The organism is Cohnella sp. GbtcB17 (assembly GCF_019091135.1).
Lineage (GTDB): Bacteria > Bacillota > Bacilli > Paenibacillales > Paenibacillaceae > Cohnella.
Map to the genome: position 1 here is coordinate 1 of NZ_JAGXJW010000073.1, position 15,617 is coordinate 15,617.

At 53.5% G+C, this 15,617-nt stretch carries 18 protein-coding genes; all 18 read left to right on the top strand.

Annotated features, from left to right (window positions below):
* On the top strand, positions 1 to 204 hold a 204-nt coding region (locus KVT38_RS29200), incomplete at its 5' end, for a sigma factor-like helix-turn-helix DNA-binding protein (protein ID WP_217597280.1).
* Between the two features lie 151 nt (positions 205 to 355).
* On the top strand, positions 356 to 652 hold the full coding sequence (locus KVT38_RS29205) for a hypothetical protein (protein ID WP_217597281.1): 297 nt from the start codon (positions 356 to 358) through the stop codon (positions 650 to 652).
* A gap of 72 nt (positions 653 to 724) precedes the next feature.
* On the top strand, positions 725 to 955 hold the full coding sequence (locus KVT38_RS29210) for a hypothetical protein (protein ID WP_217597282.1): 231 nt from the start codon (positions 725 to 727) through the stop codon (positions 953 to 955).
* A 280-nt stretch (positions 956 to 1,235) separates the two neighbouring features.
* Entirely contained in the window at positions 1,236 to 1,679 is a 444-nt protein-coding gene (locus tag KVT38_RS29215) for a terminase small subunit (RefSeq protein ID WP_217597283.1), read from the top strand.
* A 212-nt stretch (positions 1,680 to 1,891) separates the two neighbouring features.
* Positions 1,892 to 3,277 carry a PBSX family phage terminase large subunit gene (locus tag KVT38_RS29220; RefSeq protein ID WP_217597284.1) on the top strand — a complete coding sequence of 462 codons (1,386 nt, stop codon included), beginning with the start codon at positions 1,892 to 1,894 and terminating at the stop codon, positions 3,275 to 3,277.
* Positions 3,274 to 3,531, top strand: a complete 258-nt coding sequence (locus KVT38_RS29225) for a fibroblast growth factor (RefSeq protein WP_217597285.1) — start codon at positions 3,274 to 3,276, stop codon at positions 3,529 to 3,531. Before KVT38_RS29220 ends, KVT38_RS29225 begins: the two co-directional genes overlap by 4 nt.
* A complete protein-coding gene (locus tag KVT38_RS29230) occupies positions 3,528 to 3,809 on the top strand; it encodes a hypothetical protein (RefSeq protein ID WP_217597313.1) in 282 nt (93 codons plus the stop codon). Before KVT38_RS29225 ends, KVT38_RS29230 begins: the two co-directional genes overlap by 4 nt.
* 13 nt (positions 3,810 to 3,822) lie before the next feature.
* Positions 3,823 to 4,182: a hypothetical protein gene (locus KVT38_RS29235; RefSeq protein ID WP_217597314.1), complete on the top strand. Its 360-nt coding sequence runs from the start codon at positions 3,823 to 3,825 to the stop codon at positions 4,180 to 4,182.
* Positions 4,179 to 4,649: an Acb2/Tad1 domain-containing protein gene (locus KVT38_RS35050; protein ID WP_254639654.1), complete on the top strand. Its 471-nt coding sequence runs from the start codon at positions 4,179 to 4,181 to the stop codon at positions 4,647 to 4,649. Before KVT38_RS29235 ends, KVT38_RS35050 begins: the two co-directional genes overlap by 4 nt.
* Positions 4,650 to 4,678: 29 nt before the next feature.
* The gene (locus tag KVT38_RS29245) at positions 4,679 to 6,871 is read left to right on the top strand and encodes a portal protein (protein WP_217597286.1); all 2,193 of its coding nucleotides are present in this window, start codon (positions 4,679 to 4,681) and stop codon (positions 6,869 to 6,871) included.
* Positions 6,872 to 6,948: 77 nt separating this feature from the next.
* Positions 6,949 to 7,755, top strand: a complete 807-nt coding sequence (locus tag KVT38_RS29250) for a hypothetical protein (protein WP_217597287.1) — start codon at positions 6,949 to 6,951, stop codon at positions 7,753 to 7,755.
* Between the two features lie 14 nt (positions 7,756 to 7,769).
* Positions 7,770 to 8,960, top strand: coding sequence for a phage major capsid protein (locus KVT38_RS29255; protein WP_217597288.1), 1,191 nt, complete (start codon positions 7,770 to 7,772; stop codon positions 8,958 to 8,960).
* A 60-nt stretch (positions 8,961 to 9,020) separates the two neighbouring features.
* Positions 9,021 to 9,395, top strand: coding sequence for a 2,3-dihydroxybenzoate--AMP ligase (locus KVT38_RS29260; protein ID WP_217597289.1), 375 nt, complete (start codon positions 9,021 to 9,023; stop codon positions 9,393 to 9,395).
* Positions 9,396 to 9,410: 15 nt separating this feature from the next.
* On the top strand, positions 9,411 to 9,980 hold the full coding sequence (locus KVT38_RS29265) for a phage adaptor protein (RefSeq protein WP_217597290.1): 570 nt from the start codon (positions 9,411 to 9,413) through the stop codon (positions 9,978 to 9,980).
* Positions 9,981 to 9,990: 10 nt separating this feature from the next.
* The gene (locus KVT38_RS29270; protein ID WP_217597291.1) at positions 9,991 to 11,706 is read left to right on the top strand and encodes a hypothetical protein; all 1,716 of its coding nucleotides are present in this window, start codon (positions 9,991 to 9,993) and stop codon (positions 11,704 to 11,706) included.
* 235 nt (positions 11,707 to 11,941) lie between these two features.
* The gene (locus tag KVT38_RS29275) at positions 11,942 to 13,303 is read left to right on the top strand and encodes an O-antigen ligase family protein (RefSeq protein WP_217597292.1); all 1,362 of its coding nucleotides are present in this window, start codon (positions 11,942 to 11,944) and stop codon (positions 13,301 to 13,303) included.
* 68 nt (positions 13,304 to 13,371) lie between these two features.
* Positions 13,372 to 14,775, top strand: a complete 1,404-nt coding sequence (locus tag KVT38_RS29280; RefSeq protein WP_217597293.1) for a hypothetical protein — start codon at positions 13,372 to 13,374, stop codon at positions 14,773 to 14,775.
* Positions 14,776 to 14,779: 4 nt separating this feature from the next.
* Entirely contained in the window at positions 14,780 to 15,589 is an 810-nt protein-coding gene (locus KVT38_RS29285; RefSeq protein WP_217597294.1) for a hypothetical protein, read from the top strand.
* Positions 15,590 to 15,617 lie beyond the last annotated feature (28 nt).

Below are 15,617 nucleotides of genomic sequence, written 5' to 3' on the forward strand. Positions count from 1 at the left end.
GACTTGCAGGCCGAGGTCAAGCGGATCGACAACGTTCTGGAGGCACTGGCCGAGTATAAGCCGGATTACGCGCGGCTGCTGCGGCTTCGGTATGTGGATGGCAAATCAGCAGAAGAAGCAGCATCAGCGTTGAGAATTTCAAAAACGACATTCTACGGCATAGCCAAGAAAGCGATGTCTGAATACGCAAATTTGGCACGCTGAACAAAATCGGAACAAAATGCGGACAAACTTAGGAACACGAGCCGTTTTGGCCGTGCTAAAATGCTATTGTGAGATAAATGGGCGACTGGCAATCCTTCGGGGTTCGACGGTCGCCTGTTCTGCGTTTACATACCTGAGAGGGCGGAGGGATATGCGATTTGAAGAGAAGCGACTGCGGATAGAAGTTCATGCGTACGACCGGTACTGTCAGCGTGTTGAGCCGATCGGGCGCGCCGAGCTGCTGGAGCAGGTACAGTCGTTTATCCGTGACGGCGATGTTCGCCGCGAGGACGATTGCGTTCGGATCGGGGACGTCTGGTGGATCTACTGGACCAATGACGAGACCGTGACGCTGACGACCTGCTACGGCCGGATGCTGTACGATCTGCCGGCGGCACTGCGGTGGCAACGAGCGAATAAAGATCGTATCAAGCTGATAGCAAAATAACTCTATCGACGTGTTGACATTGTCATACAAGTGTCGTATGATAAAGTCAACAATTCGAAAGGGTGATCGAAAATGAATTACGGATCAGTAACCGTAAACGGAGTCGAGTACAATCTGACGGAGCAAGCGGACTTTACGAATCGCCAACTAACTGACTGGCAAACAGAAGAAGGCATAGCAGAGTTTGCAGCAAATGGTACCGATGCAGAAGGCAATGAGGTCCGCGTGTATTGGCTGCAAAAGTCTCGCGATTCGGATCTGGATTGGAGCCAAGGCGAACGGGTTGAAAACTTGGGGGAGTAGTTCCGCCCCTTGCCGGCGTGGCCGAGGTGGCGGAGATCCTTGGGTGGGACAAGCGAAAAGTTGCGACATACATTAGCCGAGGGGTATTACCGGAACCGGTTCAGCGCCTAGCAAGCGGTCCGGTATGGACCAGAAAACAAATTGAGGATTACCGAGACGGTCGCTGATGCGGCTGTTTTTTGTTTGGGAAAATAAAAACACCTCCGGATGCTTTCCGAGCGGTGCAAAGCTAGTTTACCAGAATTTAGCCTATCTGACAATGGGGTGAGGTGCATGAGAGATGACAGCAGTTAAACTGCCTGAAAAACAAAAACGCTTCGCGGACTTTTACGTCGAACTGGGCGATGCGACAGAGGCTTACGTGCGCGCCGGCTACGTGATTAAGAGCCGCAACGTCGCTAAGTCTGCTGCCAGCCGCTTGTTGACGAATGTTAACGTTCGCGCTTATATCGAGCAGCTGATCGCCAGCAAGGACAGCGACCGAATCGCCAAACAAGACGAGGTACTGGAATTCCTGACTAACGTGCTGCGTGGGAAGGTACAGGAAGACTTCCCATTAGGCATGGGGATGGGCGAGCAGAGACTCGTAAAGAAAGATCTCGACGGCAAGGACAGGGTTAAAGCTGCCGAGCTCCTGGGCAAGCGTTATGGGATCTGGGTGGATAAACAACAGGTGGAGGGGCAAGTCGTCATTTTCAAGGGCGAGGAGAACCTGGAGGACTGACATCTGGTTTAAATCAGTATTTTGACGTAAAGTTCAAACGCTTGACAGATCGGATTCGGGCAAATTCAGCCTTGAGCGGCGATTTTCATATTTTTCACGGGGTATGTAGCCTTGTGGATAACCAGCAGAACGGATGATGATACGATCTCCGTTTTTCTTGCGTTTACGCCGTTTTTCGCCCCTATCCATTTTCGCGAATTGGCGGTGATGAAATGGGCGAAATCAACCTGACTGAGATCGTCGGCAAGGGTTACGGCAAGTTCTGGCGTAGCAAGAAGCGCTACCGCGTGCTGAAAGGCGGCCGGGCGTCGAAGAAGTCTCGGACGGTGGCGCTTTGGTACATCTACAACATGATGAAGTACCCGCTGGCGAACACGGTCGTCGTACGGAACACGTTCAACACGAACAAGGACAGCACGTACGCGGTGCTCAAGTGGGCAGCTCGGCGCCTGGGTGTCTTTCACCTCTGGAAGTTCACTGAGAGCCCGCTGGAGGCGAAGTATCTGCCCACCGGGCAGAAGATCCTGTTCCGCGGCTTCGACGATCCGCTTAAGATCACATCGATCACAGTCGACGTTGGTGTACTGTGCTGGGCATGGGTGGAGGAAGCTTACGAGATCGAGAAGGAAGAGGAGTTCCGCACCTTTGACGAGTCGATCCGAGGCGAGATGCCGGAAGGCTATTTCAAGCAGATCACGCTGAGCTATAATCCTTGGATCGACTCGCATTGGACTAAGAAACGATTCTGGGACAACGTCGATCCTGACGCTGACACGTTCACCACGACGTACCTGTGCAACGAGTGGCTGGATGATGCCGACCGCCGTCTGATCGAGGAACTGGAACGCACGAACCCAGCGCGCTTCAAGGTTGTCGGCCTCGGCGAGTATGGCTTGCCAGGCGGTACTTATTTCGAAGAGTTCAGCGAGTCGGTACATGTTGTCGAGCCGTTCGTCATTCCGCAGGAGTGGCAGCGATTCCGGGTCCTTGACTACGGCCTCGATATGCTGGCCGGCTACTGGATCGCCTTGGACATGCAGGGTTTTGCTTACGTGTACAAAGAGGTCTACGAGCCTGATCTGATTATCAGCGACGCAGCTGGCCGTCTGAAAGAGCTGACGCTAGAGACCGAGGACATCAAGCACACGTATGGCCCGCCGGATCTCTGGAACCGCAGGCAAGATACCGGTAAGAGCGCATTCGATATCTTTCTGGACAACGGCGTCGTCATGATCAAGGCATCGAATGAGCGTGTGCAGGGCTGGCTCAACTTGAAGGAGTGGCTTAAGCCCTTCGAGCAGCTAGACGAGCAGACCGGCGAGCTGCGGAAGACGGCCCGGATCAAGTTCTTTAAGAACTGCCGCAACATCATTCGTACGTTGCCTTCTGTGCTGAAGGATGAGAAGGACCCTAACGACGTGGCGACGGAGCCCCATGAGCTGACACACGGCCCGGATGCAATCCGCTACTTCTGTAGCATGCGAGTCCTGCCGAAGAAGCCCGAGCCGAAGCTGCCGGATGTGTCTGCCGAGGCGCGCGTCCGCCGGAACATTGAGAAGCACAACAAACCACGCAAGAAAGGAATGACGGCGCTATGATGCTGCTGAAGAATATGACCGTGCAGTACACGCACGTACCGGAAGCCGAGGCGACGCTGTATTACGCCTGCGGTGAGCAGGACGGCAAAATGTACGAGTCGCATTACACGCTGCAAGACGCGACGTTCCGGCTGCTGAACGCCTTTCAGATCGACGAGCTGGTCACGCGCGAGTTAGCGGCCAACATCTGCGAGCTTACGCCCTCTGAGCTGGAGCGCAGGCGCGCAGAGATGGCTGGAGGTGTAACAGCATGAGCATGGAAGCGTGGATTATCGCGGCGGCATGGATTGTAACCAGCGGTATCATGCTGGTAGCCGTCTTCTGGTTGGAGAAAAGGAATACGGTTGAGCAGGACAAGATGTTCGAAGAGCGATGCGCTTGGAAGGATGAGCGTCAAGCCTGGGCGGTAGAACGGCAACAGCTGCTCGATCGCATTCAGGCGCCGTCGTTCGGCGAGTACAAGCAGGCGGAGATCAAAGTCATCAAGGCGCAGAACGGCGACAGGGAAGCGTCAAGGCTGGAACCACTATGAGGAGGGATAACACTTGAACCTGAAACTATTTAAATACACCTGCGGCGTCGATGAGCGTATCGGCGTCTTTGCTGATGCTGACGAAGCGTATGAGCGCCGCGCCGAGGTTGACCCGACATTCCACTTCCTTCCCGTGCGGATCGACGAGATCATAGTGCCGGGCTACGTCATTACGATCGAGCCCGAGTTGGGGGCGGCCGTCTCCGCGGACAGGCTCCCGACCGAAGAAGAGATCGCGACACTGGACCGCGCCGGTCTTCGAGCGTTCCTCGAGAAGCACAAGGTCGAGTACGTCAAGCAGTGGGGCGACGATCGGCTCCGCGAGACGGCGCTGACATGGGTCGGGGCTCAGAACAAGGGGGATGCGGAATGAGTCAATTTCAGAAAAAGCCCGTCGTGATTCAGGCTTTTCAGCTTGATGGTGAGATCATCGACGCGATGTTCGCTGAACACGGAGGCGTCGGCTGTACTGTCGACGGGATTACTTACTTCCCGTATCACGCCGAGATCGAAACTCTTGAGGGCACGATGACGGCGAAAGTGGGCGACTGGATTATAACCGGCGTTAAGGGTGAGAAGTATCCGTGCAAGCCGGATATCTTCCAAGCCACCTATCAGCCTGTTCCTGAACGCGTAGCAAATCCGCAGATCGAGAATAATTTCAGCTACCATGCGCCGAAGGAGGGCCAGCTTGCTCTGTATGAGGCTATTCGGTCGAAAGCGAAGGAGCTGGCTTACCTGCTCGATGAGGCGGTCCCGCGCTCGCGCGAGCAGTCTCTTGCGTTCACGAACTTGGAGCAGGCTGTATTTTGGGCGAACGCTGGAATTGCCCGCAACTGATTGAGTCGTAGACGGGAAGGAGGTGAGCCATGCGACTACCATTCGGCAAGAAGGCCAGCGCGCCGGATAAGCCCGCGCCGACGGAGGATAAGCGCCTGACGCCCAGTAAGCTCGACGACCTATTCAAGTCTGCGGAGAACTGGACGGACATCCGGCAGATTCTCGTGAACATGAACTACTTCGTCGGTAACCAGTGGATCGGGTGGAACCGCGCCGAGCGACGCATTCAAAGTCTGCCGATACCAGACGGCGTTGAACGCATTACGTTGAACAAGATCCGGCCCCGGGTCATGACGCTGCTTGCCAAGCACATCAAGAACAAACTCAAGTACGACGTCATGCCTGCCAGCAAGGAGCAGCGTGATATCGACGCGGCCAAGGCGGCGGACAAGTACCTGCAGTCCATGTGGCAGGAGCTCGACTTCAGCGGCAAAACACGGGACATCTTCCTGAACATGCTGATTAAGAAGCGCTGCTGGGTGAAAACGTGGTTCGATGCCTCCGCCGGCGACGACATTACACCTGAAGAGGGCGATCACGGATACGAAGCCTGGGCGGCTGGGCCGCGACAGCGCATCTTCACGGGCAAGATCCGAGCCCGCGTATGCGATCCGCTGACGATCTTCTGGGACCAGGCGGCCACAACCGAAGAGGAAATCCGCTGGATCATCGAACGCAAGGCCCGCGACGTCGATGAGATCTTCGAGGAATACGGCGTCCACGTCGAAGCCGACGCGAATCTCGGATTCCTGAACAACTTCGACGTGTCGCAGATCGGCGCGGACGGTACGCTGAACGGTCAGCTCGTGCGTAACCGGAACATGGCGCTGGTGTACGAGCTTTGGTGGCGGCCATGCAAGAAGTACCCGAACGGCGCTAAGCTGACGGTATGCAACGGGCAAGTGCTCGACTACGATGAAAACTCGGGCGAGCTGCCTTACGTGCTGTTTGGTTACCAACCGATCCCCGGTACGCTTCAGTACGATGCGATCATTACGGACATGCTGCCGGTGCAGCGCGGAATCAATACCAAGCGTACGATGATCGCGACACATGCGAAGCGATTGGGCAACGGGATGTGGCTTAACCCACAGGGCTCTGGCGCGGATGAGGAAGAGCTGGTTAACGAGATTGGCGGCATCATCAACTACACGCCGATCAATGGCGCGAAGCCGGAGCGCGTGAGTGCGCCGGATATCCCGTCATTCTACGACCGCGACCTGGCGAACGATGCGATCGATATGGACGACATGAGCGGCGCCCGCGAAGTCTCGCAGGGCCGGATGCCTGCCGGGCTCGATACACTGGGAGGCCTCGAGATCATGGTCGAACAGGAGAACGAGAAGCTGACCGTCGCCTCGCAGAACTACGAGAACGGCATGAAGCGCGTCCTGCAGCGTATCCTCCGGTTGTTGAAGGCGCATTACACGGAAGAGCGTCAAGGCCGTATTGTCGGCGAGGACAACGAGATCGAGGTCATTGCGTTCAATGGTTCGGACCTGAACGGCGCCGAGGACATTAAGATCGTCCAGGGTTCCAGCCTACCGGAGATGAAGGCGGCCCAGCAAGAGCGCATTCTGCTGATGTGGGACAAGGGCGCGATCGTCAAAAGGGACGGGACGCCGGACACGCAGGCGTTGCTGCGGCTGATGGGCATGGGCGACTCGACGGAGCTGTTCGAGGAGACGGCACTGGACGAGAACAATGCCAAGATGGAGAACAAGCAGTTTGAAGATATGCAACAAGATCCGCAGCTGCTCGCCGTCATTGAGCAGTACGCCGCTCAGTACCAGAGCGCGCTGCAGCAGCTCAGACAGGCAGGCGTCCCGCCGGAGCAGTGGACGGCCGCGCTGCCGAAGCCGCCGCCGGGGACGCCGGAAGTGTGGGATTCGGACGACAACGAGGTTCACCTGTATCTGCACAACTTGTTCCGGAAGACGAGCCGCTACCGGCAGATGCCGCCGCCGCTCCGCATGCTAGTGGACATTCACTACCAGGAGCATCTTGAACGGCTGCAGGCGCCTGCCATGGCGCAGCAACAGCAGGAGGCGGCCGTGGCTCAGCAGCAACAAGAGGCGCAGGCAGCGGAGGCGGCAGCAGGGCGAGAGCATCAAACGGCCATGAAGCAGGCAGATCTCGCGGCCAAGGCGCAGAGCGATCAGCTCAAAGCGGCGGCCATGCTTACAGCTTCAGCAGCAAGAGGCAATGCGACGGGCACCTGATGAGACTTCGGGTGCCTATTTTCTATTTCCGCGGGCGTTGATTCGTTATGGTCGCCGCATAACAAGGAGGATTTTCAATGAGCAAGAGGCTACGTATGGACCTGCAGCTGTTCGCAGGCGAGGAGAGCGAAACGGGCGTTGAAGGAGCTTCCGCCGCCGGGGAGCAAACGGAAGGCAATGAGGGGGATCAGTCCCAGACGGGCGTAGAAGGGCAAGGCGCTGCCGCCGAGCAGGGACAACAGAACAACTTCGAGAAGGCGTTCGCAAAGCGCTTGGCCGCTGAGCGCGAGAAATGGGACGCAGATCGCAAGGCCGAGCTGGACCAGTACAAGGACTTCGACGCTTACAAAAAGGCTGCGGAGTACCTGCAGCGTACTTCCGGCATTAGCGACCTGCTCACGCTCAAAGAAGAGATCGAGCTGGTCGAGCTTCAAGAGCGCGCGGAGAAAGAAAACGTACCCGCGTCCGTGTTGAAACGGATCGACGAGCTTGAGGCGAAAGCCAAGAAGGGCGAGGAGCTTGAAGCCGCTGAGCTGCAAAAGCAGGAGTGGCAGTCCTTCGAGGCGTCGCTGAAGGAGTTCGCGACCGACAAGCAGCTGGACGGCAAGCCGCTCGACCATATGGAGCTCTGGAAGTACATGCACGAGAACGAGGTCAGCAAGCCGGAGGTCGCGTTCCGTGCGATGAAGGCGGACCTACTCGAAAAGCAGCTGGAGACGGCCGAGAAGGACGCCATCGATAAATACCTGAAATCGAAGCAAGGCCCAAAAACAGAAGGCGCCCAGGGCGCAGCAGCAACGCAGAACGCCGGACCGCCTACCTCGTGGAAAGAGGCAGAGCAACGGATGGCGGAGCGCCTGCGCGCAGCCCGGGAAGCCCAATAAGGAGCTGAATAGCATTGGCTGGAGCAGACCTTTCGACGATCGGCGATGCGCTTAAGATCGATTACCTGCCGCAGGTGCAGGAGCAAGTGAACAACGGTTCGAACTACTTCGTCAAGAAGCTGAAAGATAAGGCCGAGGAAATCTCGGGCAGCGGTAAGAACTTTTACATCGCCCACCACTTCGGCCGCAACAGCGGCGTCGGCGCAGGTACGGAAATGGGCGACCTTCCTGCGGCAGGCGCGCAAGGATACAAGGGATCGACGGGCAATGTGGCTTATATCCACGGCCGCCTGCAGGTCTCGAACGCTGCGATCCAAGCAGCGAAGAAGAACGACACGTCGTATATCAAGGAGATGACCGCCGAGGTCAAGGGCCTGACGACGGACCTGCAGAACTATATGCGCCGCGCGTCGCTCGGCGACGGCACAGGCAAGCTGGCCGTGTTCGCGGTCAATACAGCTGTGACGACGCTGGCGGTCGACGACATTCGTCTGTTCTTTATCGGCCAGGTTATTGACATCGTCGACAGCGACGGCGTTACGGTCGATGTGACGGCACGGACGATTCAGGACATCGACTACAATGCCAAGACAATCAAGATCAGCGGCGCAGCGGTCACGACGGCAGCCGGCGACTTCGCCGTCAACACCGGGACGCTGAACCTCGACCCTGTCGGCCTGGCGTCGATTATCTCGGCGACGAAGACGCTGCAAGGGCTCGCCCCGGGGACGTATGGCTGGTGGAAGGCGAACATGCTCGGTAACAGCGGCACGGGCCGTGCGATCTCCGATCTGCTGCTTCGCTCGCTGGTCGACCGCATCGACATCGTATCCGGCAAGAAGGTCGAGTGGCTCGCCGCTGATCACGGCATTCGTGCCGCGTACGAGGGCGTGCTGACCAGCATGAAGCGCTTCGTCAACCCGATGGAGCTGGAAGGCGGCTACGAGGCCATCGAGTTCGACAACAAGCCGCTGATTGTCGACCGCTACATGCCGCGTCAGCGCGTGTGGGCCGGCAACTGGGACGACCTCGGTTGGTACTACACATCGCAGCTGGCGTTCATGGAAGAGGACGGCAGCATGTTTTCTCGCGTACCGAACAAGCCGGCGTACGAGGCGACCGCGTTCGAGTACGGCACGATGGTCTGCCACGCCCGCAACGCTTTCGGCGAGCTCGGCGATCTGAACGAAGCGTCCGGGTACTAATTCGGAGCAGCATGACGGGAGGAGCCTTCGGGCTCCTCTTTACTTTTAAGGAGGATGGGCATGGAGCGATACGAACGAGACGGCTTTACCCGTGTGTTCACGAACGATCTGTACGAGGTGGAGCGCCAACTGCAGGATTACGACGAGCATCTGTACGTGATGTGGAACCCGCACACCGGCGAGCATCTGGTCGTGGATGGACTGGTGGGGCTGTCCGTGATGAAGATTCCGCAGCGTGGTTTCCCGGCGCTCACGACGGCTGTCGTCGACCGGATCCGGAGGATCCATACCGCGAACGGCTTCAGCGCGACGGCGCACGTGGAGGCCGCGCAGGACCGTCTGGAGCGCGAGAACGAGAAGCGCGTGCATGAGATGGCGGAGAACTTCGCCCGCGACACGCTGAAGTCGGCACGGCAGATCGCCTATTACCAATAAGGCAGGTGAAGGACTTTGATCGTTAGCGAGATCCTCGATCGCGTGAAACTGCTGATCGACCACGACCTGACGCCGGCACAGGTCATCGCGAACATGAACGAGCTGACCAAGAAGCTGTTCAGGAAGTTTCCGCTTCCGGATGCCGTGTGCAAGTTCCCGACGACAGCGACACCTTACTATTCGCTGCCCGATGACTGCTCGGAGGATCGGATACGCGTCGTGACAATTGACGGAGTGGATTACACGAAGGTGGCGCCAGAGACGCAGACGCCGCCGGCAAACTTCTGTACGGTGTTCTCAGGCGCGCTATTCATTTCGCCGAATTGCGTGGGGAAGGTAGCGTACCTGTACTACAGGCCGCGTCCCGATGGTCTGACTGCAAGCAACATGTCGACGGAGCCAGCGTTCTATCCGGACTATCACGATCTGTATGTCTACGATGCGGCAAAGTGGATCGCTGGGATTCAGCGCGACGTCGACCTGCGGAATAACTTCCAGGCGGAGTATGACGAGTTGCTGAAGGATGCGACAAAGCAACTAAAAAAGATGGGACTTAAGCGTGTGAAAGAGACGATCGAATGGTGAGGTGAAAGAATTGGATAACGCGATGAACATTGCCGCGCGGGAAATGGGCGAGTTGATCGAACTCGCCAACATTAAGCAGCCAATCATCGACGGGATTAATGCGCAGTTGGCGGAAATTGCGAATCGAACGATATCATTAGATGACCCAAAATACGGGGTGAAAGGTGACGGAACAGACGAAACAACCAAAATCAGGCAGGCTTTTGCCGATGCTATGACATCGGGCGTGGCCATTGATCTAGGCAAAGCCACAACAAAATATACAATCACGCAAAGCATCGTTATCGATAAGCCTCTAACAATTTACGCCAATGGCGCAAACTCCATATTTGAACAGTTATCGTGGTGTGTACCTTGTATTGAAATAAGAAATCCAAATGTGACGATTATTGGCGCTTTTCATTTCGAGTGCAATCAACCGCGAGTATTTGTTGATTCCACAGTGTTTAACGCTGCGCCCAATAACGCCCTTGTTAAGGCTGAGAATCCGGTTTTCTATACTGGTGCGGGAGCCGCCGTCTATTGCATGCACGACTTCGACCATATGTACATTGACAAGGTTTACGCGAAAGGTTTCATCGGCGGTATTTATGCGGCAGGCAGAAACACCGATCTTACGAGGGATATTCATATCAATTGCCTGACAATCGAAAATGTGGATTTCGGTTTTCTTGGTGTGTGTTTCCAAGATATTTACATCGGGGAGATTAACGGAAAGAATATCCTGCGGTCACAGGGAGTAGACGTTCATGCTTTGTACTTCACGCAATCCTCCATCCGCAGTAAGGGCGGTTATATCGGTTCAGTTACTTGTGACGGTATCGAAGATTTAGAGTCGCATGTGGTCAGCATTAAAACGTTCGACGATATTCACATTGGTAGAATTTTCGGGCAGAATGTCGGGACGTTTTTCACGACTATTTCCTCATCGGGGTACGTCGGGAGCATCGAAGGTACAGCAAAGGCAGGAGATAACTATTTCGGCGGCGTAAACATCCAAGATAACTGTGACTACGTAATTAACTCCATCGATATATCTAGTAATGCCGCCTATCAAAGTCCTACCGTTGTTGGTCGAGCGGTAACGGTAGTTGGAGGCGCAAACGCTGTTATCAATAAAGCAAGAATTAAAATGACATCAGCGAGCCCATCCGAGGCGTTTATGTTGTCAGGTTCAGGAAGAATCATAATAAACAACCCAATCATTGAGTATGTTAATCCGCAGATGTCTGCTGAATTGATGTATGCGATTCGGATTCTTTTCTCGGGGGGCACGGGACTTAAAGGAATATACGTTAATGATCCTGAGCTAATCGGCGGAAGTTATTTGCTGAGAAAAGCAGCAGGCGGTGCGGTTTATGAACTAGTATTCGATCCAAATAAAGTCCGAGGCGGTATTGTTGAATCTACAGTCTTGTGTGAGGACGCCGTTTTTAATAACACGTTCACCTCGTTTTCGAAGACAGCATTCAATGCAACTACTTTAGACACTCAACCGTCCATTGGCAGCAGGAATGTTCTTAAAACAAGTCGTGGTGCAGCGAACACAATCTTAAAGTTTAGAGCTGGCACGAATGGACAAGAATTTATCCTCATTCAAAATGATACTGTTACCAGTATCGCGCACAACACAGACATAATTCTAAAAGGGGGCGCAACACTTTCACCCACATCATGGAAATTACTGAGGTTCGTTTGGTTCGATGGAAAGGCCTATGAAATCTAAACGTTGGATTGAGGATAGGAAATTTCGTTGGTGCAGTGTATAATTTTCCCGGTTAATCAAGTAACTAGATTATTGATACTGCGCCTGCATCAAGTGGATATATCGGTTGGACTTGCACAACAGCGGGTTCGCCGGGAACTTGGAAAGGCTACGGACAGATTCAAGCATAACGATGACATGAAAGGAACAGACGTGATAAAATTGACTTGATTAGTGTATAGGGGGATCAAGTCAAATGTTTGTAAGTGGTAGGACAGTACCTTTTTTCGTTTTAACAGTTGTTACATTATTATTAGGTATCGTATCAATATCAATAATAAATCCTTATGTAATAATGGCCGGCTCTATATTTTTTCTGCTTACGACGTTTTTTTTATTTAAACGTGATTTCAATGCGGTGCTGCACGGCGCTTTACTAACGATAGTAACAGCATCAGTTTGTTTCCACTTTCTGCAAAGCGCCATCGGTTTAATCGTATTAGGTGGATTAATTGGAGTATATATATTTTTATATTTAGTAGATAAACGATATAGAAATGTAATTAAGACCAAGAGTGAATATTTTTTTCTTATATGGTTAGGTTATGCTTTTATACAAATGACATCGGTCGTTCAAACTTCGGCTACACAGATCAATATGAAGGCTCTTTTATTCGGAGTTGCAGTTATTTTCTTAACGGTAAGATTGATTTACAATACGGAATGGCTTGAAAAATTCTATAAGATTTGGGGTTTTTCTTTACTTGGAACAATAATTGTCGCCTTGTGGGAAATTTCTACTAATAACCACTTGCCTAGTTCAGGCGCTATTTTCTATCGCCTAGATAATGTGGCGACTGCAGGATTTTTTAATCCAAATGACTTTTCATTTTTTCTCATCCTTAGTCTGCCGGTTATATTCCATTGGATAAAACAAAAAGGGCGATACAGATTGTTCGGCGGTTTTATGTTCCTAAGTGATTTTTACATTAACTATGTAAACGGCGCGAGATTTATGCTTCTGCTTTTCATACTTGCCAGTTTTGCGTTTATGATTAGTTTAGTTAAAAATAACAAAAAACTATTAGCCTTATTTATCACCGTTTTTACAGTTATTTCTTTTTTCAATATCGACACGATTAAAGAATCAATAGAAATAACTTCGTCATTATCAGAGTCCGACAGTTCAAATGATATTCGGAAACTGCTGGCAATCGGTGCATGGAATATTTTTAAAAATAATCTTTTTGGGGTTGGCCCCGGAAATGCCCCGTACTATATGGACTTGTATGGAGTGTCGGTCGGCACGCTAAATGTCGTTCATAATTTCTGGCTTGAAGTTCTGGTTAACTACGGATTCTTTATTTTTATGGGCATTGTGATTTTCTTTACAACGTCTGTTTATAAGATGTTCAAAGCGGTTAGAACTTCGGACAATCTTCGGAGTTCAATTTCTCCGCTGCTGTGGTCGTCAGTACTCTTCATCCCAGCATGCATTGAATCAAGTTCTATCTTCACGTTTAGCATAACCTGGTTTTTCTTTGGTTTAATGATATGTGCAGTAAACGTGATAAATAAAGAACAGTTGATCAAGAAATCTAGTAAATATTATCAGTGACATGCGCGGAAGTCGGGCTTTATTAATGAGCCGCAGGACCACACTGCGCAATAGAGAGGAGGATGGGAATGGCCTACTGGGGATCACTCCGTGGAGTACTCGACCCGATTCCAATTCGCTCGTTCAATGGACTGTACAAGCCTGACGATCCGGGCTTCAATTTAGACGACAGTCTCATGACTGAGCTCACCAACTTCTGCCCGGACGCCTTCCCCGCGCTGACAACGAAGCCAGGGTACACCGTCGCGGGCTCGGCAGTTGGCCCCGTGCTCGGCATGGGGGCGTGGAAAGAGAAGGAGCTGCACGTCGTCTTCGCGGACGGCACATGGCGCCGGCTCAATAATGATGGAACGTGGACCACTCTCGCTTCGGGGCTCAGTACCTCGGCAGAGTGGTCTTTTTGTAACTTCCAAGGGAACCTCGGCGGCATTAACTTGATCGGCAGTAACGGCGTGGACACCATCAAGCGGTACGACGGCAGCACTGTGCAGGATCTGGCGAACGCACCTGCGGCCAGCAACTACATTGAGCAGCATGACAACCGCGTGTACTGCGCCAGCGGAAACATCATCAAATACTCGGCGCTCCGGAAGGCTGACGACTGGGCGACCGTCAATGATGCTGGCGAGATCGTCGTCGAGTCACCCGATGGTGAGCTGGTTACGGCTGTGCGGGCAGGGCCGAAGCATCTAATCGTGTTCAAGCCGAATTCGATGTACGACTTGCTCGGGACCGGACCAAGGGATTACACGCTCGTTCCTATTGCAGCCGACATTGGCGCAGTCAACAATGATTGCACGGTGAACATCGGAGGGCTCGTCTACTTCCTACACACGACAGGCCTTTACACCTACGCCAGCGCCCGGCCGAATAAGGACTTCTGCAAACCGGTCATGCCGTACATCCGCCGCATTAACTTGGCGGTGCTGGACAAATGCGCGCTCGGAACGGACGGCTTGAACTTGTTTGCTTCACTGCCCCTGGACACCGCGACGACACCGAACATCCTGCTTCAATATAATTTGGAGCGTGGCACCTGGTACGCTTGGGGCGATTACACGGCAGTGGACTTCCAGTCGCTGCCCGGTAAGCTCTATGTCGGCGGCGCTGATGGGGCTGTCCGTCTAGTAGGCGGCACGACGAACGCAGGGGCGGCAATTACCTCGACACTGATCACGAAGCCGTTCACGGCAGGGAGCATGGCTCGCAAGCAGCAATGGTTCAAATTGTGGTTGGTTGCGTCGGTGCCTTCCGGCAGCTCCGTCAGTGTGTACCTCAGCGGGCAGGAGAGTGGCGAGGACTGGGAACTGGCGAAGACAATCACAGCCGAAGCGGATTTGCAGTTTAAAATGATTCTGGTGCCGACGGGGCAGATCAAGAATGTAAATGCCGTCCGGATTAAATTGGTCTGCACGGGTCCGGTTACGATTCATGAGATTACTCGCCAATTGCGCGAGATGCCAATGAGGTGAGCCAATGGGGATTTTTAACTTTCAATTGTCGGACGAGGATTCTCGGGAGCAGATGGCGGAGCTGACGAAGATTCTCAACTTCCTGCTGAACGGGAAGCTGGACAGCCTCAATATCCGAGAGCTTACGGCTGACAAGATTAATACGGGTACACTTAACGCGGGTCTCGTAACGGTACGGGCGAACATGGAAGGCGGCGCGTATATTCAGCTGGACGCTGCTGGCGGCCTCGTCATTAACGATGGTGCGCAGGACACATTCCACGCGAATATTAACGGTCTTGTCACTATGGTAGGTGCGCTGATTCAATCGTCTACGGGATTTCCAAAAGTCGTCATTAACGGAGAAGGCGACTTAATTGCAGCTTATATGGATGAAAATAATAGCATCGCCCTAGTTCCATTAATGGGCGGAGCGCCGGGTCTATTTATTACTGCTGATGGGAATACAGCTTTCTCGGCACAAGTCTCCGATGGGGTTGCCAACTTGTACGCATACGCCAAGCCTTTACAGCTGGGGACTTCGGTACTCGGCGATATTTATTTGTTGCCCGAGGTCGGGTATCGGACAGTAGTACGAGGTTGGGATGAAGTTCTTTCGTCAGCGACGGGGCAAACCCTACAGAATACGCTGGACTCCCTTCAAGACCAGATTGATTCGTTATCGTCGGCCGTAGCAAATAAAGCCGATAAAGGATCTTCTACTGGGTCTGCAGGTGGCGGCAATGGCGGCATTCCTATCGGGGCAACGTGGACAACTTCAGCCGGCCCCGTTTCGTGGGCAGGGATTGGCTCTCATTCTCATACTCAGACCTAAGGCGTCCTAAGTGGACGTCTTTTCTATA